General features: G+C 72.5%; 7 protein-coding genes. 3 read left to right on the top strand and 4 right to left on the bottom strand.

Going from position 1 to position 13,643, the window contains the following annotated elements; genetic code table 11:
- Nucleotides 1-2 precede the first annotated feature (2 nt).
- Nucleotides 3-1,457: a zinc-dependent metalloprotease gene (locus BMH31_RS10780; RefSeq protein WP_099725231.1), complete on the top strand. Its 1,455-nt coding sequence runs from the start codon at nt 3-5 to the stop codon at nt 1,455-1,457.
- A gap of 141 nt (nt 1,458-1,598) precedes the next feature.
- On the top strand, nt 1,599-2,597 hold the full coding sequence (locus tag BMH31_RS10775; protein WP_099747390.1) for a hypothetical protein: 999 nt from the start codon (nt 1,599-1,601) through the stop codon (nt 2,595-2,597).
- On the opposite strand, the gene BMH31_RS10770 is transcribed toward BMH31_RS10775, so the two are convergent.
- The gene (locus BMH31_RS10770; protein ID WP_099725233.1) at nt 2,578-4,266 is read right to left on the bottom strand and encodes an ATP-dependent helicase; all 1,689 of its coding nucleotides are present in this window, start codon (nt 4,264-4,266) and stop codon (nt 2,578-2,580) included. The genes BMH31_RS10775 and BMH31_RS10770 overlap by 20 nt on opposite strands.
- A complete protein-coding gene (gene nudC, locus BMH31_RS10765) occupies nt 4,263-5,168 on the bottom strand; it encodes an NAD(+) diphosphatase (protein WP_099725234.1) in 906 nt (301 codons plus the stop codon). Before nudC ends, BMH31_RS10770 begins: the two co-directional genes overlap by 4 nt.
- An 84-nt stretch (nt 5,169-5,252) precedes the next feature.
- On the opposite strand from nudC, the gene BMH31_RS10760 reads away from it, so the two are divergent.
- Entirely contained in the window at nt 5,253-6,539 is a 1,287-nt protein-coding gene (locus BMH31_RS10760; RefSeq protein WP_099725235.1) for a phosphotransferase, read from the top strand.
- A 131-nt stretch (nt 6,540-6,670) separates the two neighbouring features.
- Here BMH31_RS10760 and BMH31_RS10755 read toward each other — a convergent pair whose 3' ends face one another.
- Nucleotides 6,671-10,318, bottom strand: a complete 3,648-nt coding sequence (locus BMH31_RS10755; protein ID WP_099725236.1) for an ATP-dependent DNA helicase — start codon at nt 10,316-10,318, stop codon at nt 6,671-6,673.
- Entirely contained in the window at nt 10,315-13,554 is a 3,240-nt protein-coding gene (locus tag BMH31_RS10750) for a UrvD/REP family ATP-dependent DNA helicase (RefSeq protein ID WP_099725237.1), read from the bottom strand. The genes BMH31_RS10755 and BMH31_RS10750 overlap by 4 nt, the downstream gene beginning before the upstream one ends.
- Nucleotides 13,555-13,643: the final 89 nt, after the last annotated feature.

The raw sequence follows: 13,643 nt of genomic DNA, 5'->3' as shown, positions 1-13,643 counted from the left end.
ACATGAGCACCGATTCGCACGATGGCGAGGGCCGCGGGCCCGAAGACGAGCAGAACACCCCTGACGATCAGAACGATCTGCAGCGCATGCTGCGCGAGTTCCTCTCGGGGAACGGTCCGGCGGGCGGGATCGATCCTTCCGCCTTCGCTTCGGCCGCGGGGCTTCCCATCGACCAGCAGGCTCTGCAAGGGCTCATGAACACGCTGCAGAACGCGATGCGTCAGCCCTCCGACGGGATCGACTGGTCGGTCACGCGCCGCACTGCGATCGACGTCGCAGCGGAGGGCGGTGAGGGCGGCGACCGCGCGCAGGTGGAGCGGGCGTTCCCCGTCGCCGGCCTCTGGCTGGACGAGGTGACCGAGGTGGGTGCGGCGCCGGACGCGCCGCGGGCGATCACCCGTATCGAATGGGTCCAGGCCACCATCGACACCTGGGTCGGATTCGCGGAGCCGGTCGCCGAATCCATCACTCGCGCCCTCATGGACGCCCTCACCTCTCAGCTCCCCGACGAGCTCGGCGAGTCGCTCGCCGGCGCCGGGCCTATGCTGCGCAGCGTCGGAGGCGCGCTGTTCGCCACACAGCTCGGCACCGTGGTGGGCAAGCTCTCGCGCGAGATCAGCGCGGGCGGCGATATCGGCATCCCGCTGCTCACCGGCCCCGGCAGGGAGGGCGGAGCCCTCCTCCCCAGCGGAGTCGCGGCGTTCGCCGAAGGGCTCGATCAGGACGCGGAGGCGGTCACGCTCTACCTCGCGGTGCGCGAGCTCGCGCACGCGCGCCTGTTCCGCCACGCGCGCTGGCTGCGGCAGCACCTGCTGAGCGCCATCACGGACTACGCGCGAGGAATCCGGATCGATACCGAACGCATCGAGGAACTGGCCTCGGAGCTCGATATCGAACGCCCCGAACAGGTTCAGGAGATGCTCGCCGGCGGCGCGCTCATCCCGCCGAAGACGGCCGAGCAGGAGGCCGCGCACGCACGCCTCGAGAACACGCTCGCTCTCATCGAAGGATGGGTGGACGCGGTCACGGCCGATGCCGTGTCCCGCTTGCCCGGCGCCGACGCCATCGCGGAGATGGTCCGACGCCGCAGGGCGACCGGAGGCCCCGCGGAGCACGCGTTCGGCACGCTGGTCGGGCTCGAGCTGCGTCCCCGGCGCATGCGCGAGGCCGCGGCCGTGTGGCGTCTCGTCGCCGAACGCGGCGGGATCTCCGCGCGCGACGGTCTCTGGGCGCACCCCGATCTGCTGCCGACCGCCGAGGAGCTCGACCATCCTGCTCGCCTGCTCGAGCGGATCGGTCTGGCCGGCGACCCGGAACCGGAAGCCGACGAGTTCGATCGCGAACTGCAGAAGCTGCTGGCCGGCGGGCTCGAGGGCCTCGACGGCCCCGCCTCGCCCGCGAACGACTCCGACGGTGATGCGAACCCCGGTGAGGAGCCCCGGCCCCCCGTCGTCTGATTCCCGTGGCCGGTGCGGCGGGGTCGAAGTCGTCGGACTTCGCCCCGCACACCGGTCGGACTCAGCAGCGATCGGCCGTCCGCGCTCGCACTCCTGTGGATAGCGGAGCAGCTCACGCTCCCGGATCGCACACTGGTCCGCATGCATTCCACCGCATTCGCCCCTCCTTCCCTGCCCGAAACCGAGCCCGCAGCCGAAGTGCGGCTCGACCCAGATCTGCCGCTCGGCTTCGACCGGCGCGGAGCACTCCGCCTGGGCTTCGACACTCCGGTTGCACGCATCGACGGCCTCGGTGCCGGGGTCGAACGGTTCATCGCCGCGCTCCGCGCGCCCGTACCGTTCTCACGGCTCGCTCAGCTGGCGCAGCGATGCGGGGTTCCGACGCAGCAGATCCCCGCACTGCTCTCCGAACTCGAGGAGGCCCTGGTACCCGCCTCGCCTCGAACGCGTCCGGGCACCGCCGTCCCCCTTCCGTTCGGGATGCCGCTCAACGCCAGGCGCGTCAGACTCATCGGCGACGGACTTCCCGCGGCCGCGCTCCGGTCCATGCTTGAGCGGTCCGGATGCCGTGTGCTCCCACAGCGCTCGGCGCGTGGACCGGCGGCCCCGGCCGACCTCGTCGTCTTCCTCTCGCGCTTCGGCTGGCCGGTCGCCGGTTCGCAGCACGCACTCGCCGCGGGCACCCCGCACCTGGCGGTGCGCTTCTCGGACCGGAGCGTCGAGATCAGCCCGATGATCGCGGGGAACGGATCGCCCTGCATCACCTGCCTCGCGCTGCACGATCGGGACCGGGATCCGGATCAGGTCGATCTCGCGATCCAACTTCGGGAGACCGTTCCGGCGAGCGAGACGGCCGAGACGAGCGAACTCGCCGCCGCACTGGTGATCCGGGCCATCGCGGACGCGCGACGAGAAGTCTCCCCGGTCCCGGGAGCGGCCCAGGGGCTCCGGCTGCCCTGCCGACGCGGCGCGGTTCTCGAGATCCCGGCCCCGCGACCCGCTCACCCGCACCCGTCGTGCGACTGCCATTCCTTCGAGGCCCGCGAGCTGGGCAGGAACGTCCTGGACGCGCAGCGCGGGAGCGCTCAGCGTCGCGGGTCCGCAGCGACCGGGACGGAGCTCAATGCTCGGTCAGCGTGATCCCGGCTTCGGCGAGGAACCGGGACGGCATCCGCGCTGCCCGGGCTCCCGCAGCGGAGCCCGACAGGCGGAGCTCGTCTCGCGCTCGCGTGAAGGCGACGTAGCAGAGGCGCCGCTCCTCATCGATGTCGTCCTCGTCGACGGCGTGCGCGATCGGCAGCAACCCCTCGCTCAGACCGACCACATGGACCAGGGACCACTCGAGGCCCTTCGCGGCGTGGATCGCGCTGAGAGTCACAGCTTCGAGCGTGGGCTCATGATGAGCCTTCTGCCGAGCCAGCAGCTCCTCGCTGAACGCCTCCATGGTGGTTCCCGCCGGCATCTCGTCGACGAGCGAGAGGATCGCGCCGAGCGCTTCCCAGCGTTCGCGCTGGGCCGCGCCCTCCGGCTCCTGCGACGTCCATCCGACCGAGCGCAGCACATCGCTGACCACCTGGAACAGCGGGCGCGGATCGGCGACCTTCGCCTGACCGCGCATGAGCAGCACCGCCTGCCGCACGTCCGCGCGATCGAAGAAGCGCTGACCGCCGTGCACGCGACTGCCCACGCCCTGGTGCGCCAGCTCCGTCTCCACGCGGGCCGACTGCGCGTTCGTGCGAGAGAGCACCGCGATCTCGGACGCCGGGGTGCCCGAGTCGATGCTCGCTCTGATCGAGGCGGCGACGGCAGCCGCCTCGTCGTGCTCGGACGCGAACCACTCGACCCGGGGCAGCGCGTCGCTCTCGACCTCCGGCCGCATCGCGCGCAGCGTGAGCGCCCCGGGCCGATCCCGCATCAGTCGGTTCGCCGTCTGCACGATCGGCGGAGTCGACCGGTAGTTGCGTTCGAGCCGGAACTCTCTGGCCCCCGGATACTCGGCGCCGAAACGCAGCAGCGGCGTACTCGAGGCCCCGGCGAAGCCGTAGATGGTCTGGCTCGCGTCTCCGACCACGCAGACGTCGGTCCGATCGCCGAGCCAGACCTTCAGCAGCGCGTGCTGCAGCGGCGAAACGTCCTGGTACTCGTCGACGGTGAAGAATCGGTACCGTTCGCGCACGTGCACAGCGGCGCGCGGCTCGGTCTCGAGCATTCCGGTGAGCAGCACGAGCACGTCCTCGAAGTCGATCTGACGCCGGGCCTCCAGCAGTTCCGTGTAGGACTCGTGCACCTGGATCAGCTGCTCCGCGCTGATTCCCTGCGGCACGGGGCGCTCGTCGATCCTGGCGGCGTATCGTTCGAGGCTCAGCATCGAGACCTTGCGCCACTCGATCTCGGAAGCGATGTCGCGCAGCGCCTCCGACGGCAGACGGAGACCCATCGCTTCGACCGCCTGCGACACCGCGGCGACCTTGCCCGGCAGCACCTGGGGTGCCGTCCCTCCGACGAGCTGCGGCCAGAAGTGCCCCAGCTGTGCGAGCGCCGCCCCGTGGAACGTCTGTGCGCGCACCCCCTCAGCACCGAGCGCTCTGAGCCGGGACTGCAGCTCCCCCGCGGCCTTCCGTGTGAAGGTCACGGCGAGCACCCGGTCCGGCGCGTAGGCGCCGGACTGGACTCCGTGAGCGATCCGGTGGGTGATGGTCCGGGTCTTCCCAGTACCGGCTCCCGCGCGCACCGCGACGGGTCCCCTGAGGCACTCCGCGACCTCGCGCTGCTCGGGATCGAGCCCGGCCAGCGGGTCCTCTCGGATCATGCCTCGTCCACCCAGCGGTCGATCAGCCAACGGGCGATCGAGAGCGGGCCGGGAAGCCGGACGCCAGGAGGAGGGGTCCGCAGTTCATCGCGGGTGAACCAGCGCAGCTCCGAGATCTCCTCCGGATCGGGGGCCAGGGCCTCCGGATCGAAACCGGACTGCAGGCTCGCGTGGAAACCGAGCATCAGCGAGCGCGGGAACGGCCACGGCTGCGAGGCGATGTACCGGACCCGGTCGACCGAAACACCGGCCTCCTCGCGGATCTCGCGCACCACGGCCTGTTCAGCGGACTCGCCCGCATCGACGAAGCCGGCGAGCAGGGAGAACCTCCCGGTCTCCCACAGTGCGTTCGAGCCGAGCAGGGCACGTCCCTCGTGCTCGACGAGCACGATCACCGCGGGGTCGGTGCGCGGGAACAGCAGCGCTCCGTCGGGATCGGTTCGAGACCATCCGCCCCAGCTCGGGTGCGTGGGCCGGCCGTCCGCGGGCGAGAAGCCCGCGGATCGATGCCACGCGGCCAGCGCGAGCCCGGCGGTCATGAGTTCCCGCTCGCCGTCGCTGCGCAGGCCGTCCAGCTCGAGCGGGTTCACCCACGCGACGGATGCGCCTGCTCCCCGCTCGTCTTCACTTTCGGCAGCGCCGAACTCGACGAACACCGGCGCACCATCGATGCGACCGAGAAACGCGTGCTCGTCCCCGCACGCACCCCGGACCGGAGACAGCGCGAGCCGAGCCCCACCGGCCGCCGCAGCATCGAGCACGGGTACTCGGGAACCGTGCAGCACGAGCAGGCGTGCCGCGGGGTCGGACCAGGCCGCGGCGAGCAGCCCGGAATCAGTGCGGGTCGCAGCATCCCGGTCGAGCGTCCCGCTCGAGAGCGGCGGCAACGGAGTCGCGGTCATCCGATCGTCCTTTCTTCCCCGTGAGCTCCCCGCAGATGCGCGTGGCGTACGGCACGAAATGCGCCGCCTGCCTACGCTGAGTGCATGGCCAGCTCCCCATTCACCCTAGCCGCGCTCGCGACCTCAGCGGTGCCCGGACTCACCGTCTCGGCACTGGACCTGAACGAGGACCGCAGCGGGGAGTTCGTGTCGGCCAGGATCGTCGGCGACGGCCGCGACCTGCTCGTCCGCGTGCCGCGCACCCCCGCAGCGGAGGTCGCCCAATCCGCAGAGCTGCTCAGCCTCGCCGCGCTCGCCGAAGGCGCGCGCGCCGCGCTGCCCTTCGCCGTCCCCGAGACGCTCGGGCTGACCCGCGCCGGAGACTCCCGCGCGGTCGTCACCACGCTGCTCGACGGAGCCCGCATCGAAGTCGAGGACCTCGACTCGGACGCCCTCCTCCTGCAATCCATCGCCGAAACCATCGCGGCGATCCACGCGCTCCCGACCGCGCTCGTCCAACAGGGAGGCCTCCCCGTCCGGGACGCCGTCGAAGTCCGCGCCCAGGTCGCCCGGCTCGTCGACCGCGCCCAGCGCACCCGACTCCTGCCCGAGACCGTGCACCACCGCTGGATGGAAGCCCTCGAATCCACCGCGCTCTGGGACTTCGCGCCCGCGCCGGTGCACGGCGCCTTCACCGCAGAAGCCATCCTCGTCGCCGACGACCGGATCACCGGCGTACTCGACTGGTCCGAATTCGCCGTCGGCGACCCGGCAGCAGACCTCGCCTGGCTCCTCGCCGCCGGCGACGACGTCTTCGAATCCGTCCTCGCCAGATACGCCGCGATCAGCGACACCGGTCACGTCGGCTGGATCCGCGCACGCGCCAAGCTCTACCGAGAACTCGAAGTCGCCGAATGGCTCATGCACGGCGTCGAAGCGCACGACCAGGAGATCGTCAGCGACGCCGTCGCTATGCTCGACCGAATGGTCGACCGGCTCACCAGGCTGACCTCACCCGTCCCCATCCGCACCGGACTCGGCACCGCCGAAGTCGCACAGCTCCTCGAAGAAACCCCGGAAGCCCCCGACGGGCTCTCCGAGACCGCCGCATTCGAAGCCCTCGACGAAGACCGCATGTTCCACGCCGACACCGACTTCATCGAGCCGCTCGACGAGCACCCGACCGAACCCGGCACCGAGAACGATCCCGAACCCGGAACACCGGTCGACCCCACCGAGGAATCGCGCGCCGACGCGCAGGACCCGTCCGAGCGCGACCACGCCGAGCCATCGGAGGGCGCCGACCGCGGATCCGCAGCACCCGACGAGAACGCCTCCGAGCAGGTCACCGACGTGATCGAGCCCCTCGGCGACGAGCCCCGCAAACGCTGACCTGAGCGGAACTCGGCAGGACCCGAACGAGTCCCGCCGGACCGACCGGGCGGGACCGTTCCCGGAGAGCCCCTGCCGGGCGCCCACCCCTTTGCACCTCGCACGAGCCCTGCGTTCCCGCACCGCGGACCTCAGTCCAGGCGCACCTCGAGGCTGCGGCGAGCCACGAACCAGCGCTGCTCCAGTTCGTCGAGGGAGAGCGGGTGCTCGTCTCGGAGGATCACATCGTCCGCGACGTAGTAGAGCGTGGCGTCGATCCGGTCGAGCGGCGTGTCCGTCCAGCTCGCCCACGCGTGCCGATACAGCGCCAACTGGTAGAACCGGGTCTCCCGCTCAGCGTCGTCCTTCGGCGCCCGGCCCGTCTTCCAGTCGACGATCTCGATCCGGTCCCCGTGGCGGAACACCGCGTCGAGCTTGCAGACCAGCCGGTTGCCCGCGAACGGCAGAGAGATCTCCTGCTCGACCGCGATGGGCTGCAACTCGGCCCACTCCGAGCGCTCGAAGTTCGCGATGAGCTGCTGCAGCGCACGCTCCTCGTCATCGAGCCCGTCGGCCGGCTCGACCTCGGACTCGGCGGGCGCACCGGGCGCAGCGCTCCCGGCCCCGGCGTCGGACAGCTCCGGTGCGCCGAACGGTTCGGGGAACTCGCCCGCGGCATCGAAGTGCGCGGCATCGAAGCCCGTGGCGTCGAGGACCCCGGATTCCCCGGCCTCGACGACGAACGCGCCGTCGCCGAAGCCGGGGAGCGTGAGCCGCGTACCCACGGCGGTGGAGCTGCGGCGCTCGACCCACTCGTGGAACCGGTTTCCGACGCGCGTACGTCGATAGGGGCGCTGCGGGACCGGACGGAGTCGCGCGCGCTCCGCGGCCTCCGGCTCGTCGACGAACTCGTGGAACGTCGACGCCGTGATCCGCTCGACAGCCGCGGCGCGGCCTGCGCCGGCGCCCGCGTCTGCGCTTGGGCCGGGCTCCGCGTCGTCCCCGCCACGGTCGACTGCCGCATCCGCACCGGCAGCCGGATCAGCGTCGGTGGCCCGAGCGCTGAGCGCCGAGCGCGCCCGCTCGCGCTCGGCGAGAAGGAGCTCGACGATCGGATCGACCGGTGCGCTGCCGTCCTCCGGCGCGCCGACCGCGGAGAGGCGTGCCTCGACGGCCCCGGCCGCGCGGCGCACCGCGTCGGCGCGGGCGCCCAGCGGATCCAGGGGCCACTCGAGGACCGTCTCCTCAGATGCGCTCGGATCGCTCTCGTGGGCGCTCCCGTCGGCGATCGCGGGGATGAGCCCAGCATCGGCGAGTTCCGTCAGGTACGTCGACGCCGCTCGCGCGCGCGTCTGCCCGCCCCAGAACGAACCGCTCAGGAAGAGGCGCTTCGCGGCGCGCGTGACGGCCACGTACGCCAGGCGACGCTCCTCGGTCGCGAAGCGCTCGGCCAGCGCCTCACGGTAGCCCGCGATCCCGTCGCGCACCTCCTGCTGCGTCGACGCGATGCGCCAGGCGAGTTCGGGGCGCGCCGCCGCATCGCCGCGGAGCTCGTCGGGCAGCTGGCCCGGGCGGAGCCATCCCTTGGAATCGCGCCCGCGTCCCGGGAACTCCTGGTCCACGAGTCGGGGAATCGCCACCAGATCCCACTCGAGCCCCTTCGACCCGTGCACGGTGATGAGCTGCACCGTTCCCGGTTCGGGCTCGGGAACGTGCTCGGCCGCCGCGTCGTCCTCGGTCGCGAGTTCGAGCCAGGCGAGCAGGCTGGGCAGCGTGCCGTCCCGATCGACCGCGAGGAAGGCGTCGACCGCATCGGCGAACGCGTCGAGATTGGCACGGGCGGAGGCGGCCCCGTCGTGGCCGCGGGCGGCGTGGGCGTCGAGTTCGATATCGAGCCGCAGGGCCTGCTCGACCGCGCGGAGCAGTTCGGGGATCGCGCCTCCGACGAGCTGGCGCAGCTGCCGCAGCATGATGCCGGCCTCGCGGATCCGCTGCCGTCCGGTCGGGCTGATGCCGCTCAGCGCGGTGTGGTCGAGCGAGGCGAGTCCCGCGATCTCGTCGACCGCGTCGATGGTCGTGAACGCCTGGTCGGGGTCGGGCAGCACGCCGCCCGCGCTGCGATCGGCGTCGTCGATGCGCTGGTGCGCCACGTCGCGCTCCGCGAACCAGCGCGCGGCGCGGACGAGCCCGTCGAGGTCCGCCACGCCCACACGGAAGCGTGGACCGCTGAGCAGGCGGACCAGCTCGCTCCCCGCGTCGGCGAACCAGAGGCAGCGCAGCGTCGAGACGAGGTCGGTCACCTCGGACGTGGTCAGCAGACCGCCGACGCCGACGATGCGGTTCGGCACGCCGCGATCCGAGAGCGCGCTCGCGAGAGCGGGCATGACCCGGCGATTGCGGCAGACGATCGCGGCGGTGGGCCACTCGCCCGTCGTCTCGCGGTGCGCCGACCGCGCGTCCCGCATCCAGTCGGCGAGCGCCGCCTGCTCCTCGTGCAGCGTCTCGGGGTAGGCGACGTCGAGGGTCCCCTCTTCAGCGCCGGGCCTCGGCGCGAGTTCGGGGACGTCGATCGCGGCCTCCGACCGCAGTGGGCCGGCGAGCACGTTGGCGGCGCGGAGCACCAGTTCGGGGTTCCGCCAGCTGGTCGACAGGGTGAGCGTCGCGGCGCGCTCGGGACCCGCACCGCGGAAATCGCGGTGGAAGGACTCGAGGCCCTCGGCGGAGGCCCCACGCCAACCGTAGATCGACTGGTGCGGGTCGCCGACGGCCATGACCGGGAGCCCGGCGAAGATCCGGGACAGCAACCGGGTCTGCCCGACCGAGGTGTCCTGCACTTCGTCGAGCAGCACGGCCCGGCTCCGACGGCGCAAGGCCGTCACCGCGTCCGGCGCGGCGTCGAGGATCCGCACCGCCAGCGCGAGCTGGTCGGAGAACTCCATGAGGCCGCGGCGGCGTTTCTCTTCGGCGTAGGCGCGCGCCAGGCGGGTGATCAGCGCCGTCGAACGCACGTCGGCCACGGCGTCGCGCACCGGCGCATAGACCTTGCCGCTCGGCGGCTTGCCGATCTCCTTCTCGGAGTAGGGCAGTTCGACGACCCGCGCGAACTCGTCGATCACCAGGTCCACGCGTTCGAGCGAGGTCAGGTGGTCGGCGACCTCGTGGTCCATGCGCAGCACCTGCGAGACGAGCTGCGCCACCGAGCGATCGTCGTCGAGCAGTTCGGGATCATCGCTCGCGAGCACGACCTCGCGGGCGATCCGCCAGGCCGTGGCCTCGTCGATCAGCGCGGCGTCAGATGCCAGTCCCGCCGCGGCGCCGAACTCCTGCACCACCGACGCGGCGAAGGAGTGGTAGGTGCTCACGCTGGGCAGGTCCAAGCCGTCGGACAGCTGTTCGCGCAGCGCGGCCGCGCGCGCGGACTCGGACGGCGCGAGCAGGCCGCGCTCCTCGGCGTCGTCGAGGGCGGCGGAGAATCCGGCGAGGCGGCGGGAGATGCGCTCGCCGAGTTCTCCGGCGGCCTTGCGGGTGAAGGTGAGGCCGAGGATCTGCTCGGGTGCGACGACGCCGTTCGCGACGAGCCACACCACGCGGTTGGCCATGGTCTCGGTCTTGCCGCTGCCCGCACCGGCGATGACGAGTGCGCTGCCCACGAGCGGATGTTCGATCACGCCCTGCTGCTCCGCGGTCGGCGCCAGGACCTGCCCCTCGGGGCCGGCGAGGAGTTCGGCGATGCGGAGGGGGCCGAACACGGGGACGACCGGCTCGCCGCCCTCGGGATTCGCGTGCTGCTGCGGAGTCACGAGTGGCTCACCGCCGGAACGATGTGGATGGCGCAGGATCCGGGACGGTGCGGATCGCTGCAGTGATGCTCGACCCTGGCGGTGAACCGGTCGCCCGCCATGACCGTCGCCGCTGCGCCAACGCGCTCGCGGAACGCGCCCTGGGCTTCCGCGTCGAGCGGTTCCTGCCCGGCCTCGGTGAAGGTCGTTCCGGCGCGCACCGCCTTCGGGTGCACGAACAGGAGCCGCGCACCTCCGTTGCCGGGCAGCCCCCCGGGCACGACGTCGGACTCGTGCGCGAACGCGCCCATGATGACTCCCAGCTGATAGGCCTGCAGCTGCGCATGCTCGGCGAGATCGGCGGCGCTCGGGCGGAATCTGCCCGTCTTGAGGTCGACGACCGACCACTCGACTCCGCCGTCGCTTCGGGTGGTCTGCTCGATTCGATCGGCCGAGCCGACCAGCAGCGCCCGGTCGATGCGCGCCTCGAACCGGGCCTCGCTGTCGACCAGTTCGCGATCGGAGCCGATGAACTGCGCCAGGTAGTCGGCCAGCCCGGTCGCCATGGCCCGGGCCGTGCGCCGACCCTGCTCGGACTGCCACTCCGATTCGAACGGCAACCGGTCCCATTCGGCGAGCACAGCGTCCATCAGCGCGTCCACGTCGGGGGTCTCGGCGGTCTCCATCGCGTGGTGGAGCAGCGTGCCGAGCCCGGAGCTCGCGCCGCCGTCGGGGCCCGCGAGCCGCGACACCACCCAGTCGAGCGGGCACTGCTCGGACTGCTCGAGCTGCGAGGGGCTGACCCGCACCACTGCATCGGGGTCGCCGTCGAGGTCGACGAGCGGTGCGTCGGTGCTCGGCGGAAGCACGCCGTACCACTCGTCGGGGCGAGCGCCCGGAACATCGGCCTCGGCCAGGGCGACGAGGGACGCGAGCGCCACCGCGTCCGCGGGATCGTCCTCGAGGCGACGCCGCATCTGCGCGACGGAGCCGCGCAGCGTGAGCCGGGAGCTCGGCGGGGTCGGCACCTCGTGCGCGGCACCGAACCCGAAGAAGGGGCTCGGATGCTGCTCGTCGTCGGAGACGCCGAGCACGAGCAGCTCGGTGCGGGCGCGCGAGCATGCCTGCACGAACAGCCGGAGCTCGTCGTGCAGGGTCTCGCGCCGCGACGGAGGTTCCGCGGGTCCCCCGCGCAGCCAGCGTTCGAGCGCGGCGGTGCCCAGCATCGCACCCCGGCTGCGCAGATTCGGCCAGGCGCCGTCCTGCGGACCGAGCACGCAGACGACATCGAACTCGCGGCCGACGGCACCCTGCGGAGTGGTGACCGTGACCGTGCTGCGTTCGCTGCGCCGCGCGAGCGAATCCTCGGGAACCGCTCGGTCGAGCAGTGCCTCGATGAGTTCGGCCACGGGCTGCCTGCTCGCCTGCTCCTCGTGGCGCTGCAGGCTGAAGAAGAGCCCCAGCACGGCGTCGAGCGACCGGTTCGCCTCGTCGGCGACGACACCGCGGGCGGTCAGGGCGTCCTCCTGCCAGCGCTCGGAGAGCCGGGTCCGCTCCCAGATCGCCCACAGCGTCTCGCGTGCGGTGCCGCCGGATTCGGCGACCGCCCGCCCCGCGGCCGCGATGAGACCGATGCGCCGCAGCACGCGCCCGCCGCGGCTGTCGATGAGCGGCTGGTCGCCCGGGAAGGCGAAGGCCTCGGCGACCAGCCCCTCGATCGCCTCGGTCGGTCGGTCGGCGGCGCGCGCCCGACGACGCTCGTGCAGCGAGAGACCCGCGCGCAGTCGGCGCAGAGCCACCGGATCGAGCCCACCGATGGTGCCGCCGGCGATGTCGAGGATCTCGGCGGGTCGAAGATCCGAGATGCCGAGCGCGTGCTGCAGGAGGCGGAGCAGCTCCCGCACGATGCGGTGCTCCCCCGGCACGATGCCGCCCGAGCCGACGTCGGTGGGGACCTGGAGCCCGGCGAGCGCCCGGGCCGCCCGGGTCGCCTCGCCGCGGCTGCGGCAGAGCACCGCCATGCGGTCCCAGGGCACTGCCGAGATGCCGTCGAGTCCGAGCCTGCGGCGCCTGAGCCGGTGCGCGACCGCGCCGAGCTGCTCGGCCGAGGTCGATGCCCGGGCGAAGGCGATACGGTCGCCGTCGCCCGCGTCGGCGCTATCCGATACTGCGGCAGCAGCGATCGCCGCGCGCTGCGCTCCGACGCCGGCGGCGCCGATGCGCGCGCTGAGGCCCGCGACGAACTCGCGGAGCGGAGCCGTCTGGCGGTGCACGAGTCCGAGCACGACCGTCTGCGGTTCGTGGGCGACCTCGGCGCGAGCGCCCGCGCGCCGAAGCGCCCCGGCGAGATCGCTGAGCACCTCGGTGCTCTCGCCGTGGAACGCGGCCGTCGCGATGTCGGGGTCCCCGAAGACCCAGATGCGCGAGCCGCGGTCGGCCAGCGCTGCGAGCAGTGCCAGCTGCCCCTCGCCCAGGTCCTGCGCGTCGTCGACGAGCACGATCCGGGGCGCCCGGAAACCGGCGTCGGACTCGCGCACCGAACGGGCGGCCGCTGCGAGCAGACCGCTCGCGGAGCGTTCCCCCGGGTGTTCGGCGGCGAGTCGCAGTTCGACCGGTCCGAGCAGTCGGAGCGCAGCGATCCACCGCGACGCGAGCGCCGCATCCGGCGCTCGCGAGACCCGCTCGCCGGCGCTCGCACGTGCGGCATCGACGATGCGCTGCGACAGCGCCTCCGAGTCCCAGCCGAAGTCGTCGATGATGCGCGCGAGCTCACGCAGCTCCGCGCGGAACGCCGGGCTCTGCACCGCATCGACGCCGATGAGCTCGCGCACCTCGGCCGCCGCCGAGATCCCGGGGTCTGCGATGGTCGCGGAGATCGCCTCGTCGTGCGCCGTTCCGGTCAGCAGGCGCGGTGCCGGAGCGCCCCGGGACGCCGCGTCCTTGGCGAGCAGTCCGAAGGCGAAAGCCGTGAAGGTGCGCGCGGGCGTCGACTCGATCGGCCGGCCCAGGCGGTCCTCGATGCTTGAACGGAGCCGCGCCGCCGCACGCCGGTCGGCGGTGAGCACCAGCAGTTCCCGGTCGAGGGAGAATCCGCCCGGGGCCGCCCGGTTCGCGGCCTCGGTCGCAGCGAGGATCTCGCCCACTGCGACCTCGACCAGCACCGTGGTCTTGCCGCTGCCCGGGGCCCCGAGCACGCGTGCGTGCCGAGCCCGGTCGAGTGCGAGCGCGAGCGACTGCGACGGGTCGAAGGAGGGCATGCGGCCAGCCTAGTGAGCGCCTCCGACATCGACGGTCCGAGCGTGCGGCGACGGTCGACGGGCTGCCGGCCCGTGGCAGACTACGGGGA

Source organism: Leucobacter sp. OLIS6 (genome assembly GCF_002752355.1).
Lineage (GTDB): Bacteria > Actinomycetota > Actinomycetes > Actinomycetales > Microbacteriaceae > Leucobacter.
The sequence above is the reverse complement of the archived record's forward strand: the minus strand, read 5'-3'. Positions and strand labels throughout refer to the sequence as shown.

What these genes read in the sequence shown, in the direction of transcription:
- BMH31_RS10770 (WP_099725233.1), bottom strand. Translation starts at nt 4,266, where the DNA reads ATGATCCGAGAGGACCCGCTGGCCGGGCTCGATCCCGAGCAGCGCGAG.
- BMH31_RS10760 (WP_099725235.1), top strand. Translation starts at nt 5,253, where the DNA reads ATGGCCAGCTCCCCATTCACCCTAGCCGCGCTCGCGACCTCAGCGGTG.
- nudC (WP_099725234.1), bottom strand. Translation starts at nt 5,168, where the DNA reads ATGACCGCGACTCCGTTGCCGCCGCTCTCGAGCGGGACGCTCGACCGG.
- BMH31_RS10775 (WP_099747390.1), top strand. Translation starts at nt 1,599, where the DNA reads ATGCATTCCACCGCATTCGCCCCTCCTTCCCTGCCCGAAACCGAGCCC.
- BMH31_RS10780 (WP_099725231.1), top strand. Translation starts at nt 3, where the DNA reads ATGAGCACCGATTCGCACGATGGCGAGGGCCGCGGGCCCGAAGACGAG.
- BMH31_RS10750 (WP_099725237.1), bottom strand. Translation starts at nt 13,554, where the DNA reads ATGCCCTCCTTCGACCCGTCGCAGTCGCTCGCGCTCGCACTCGACCGG.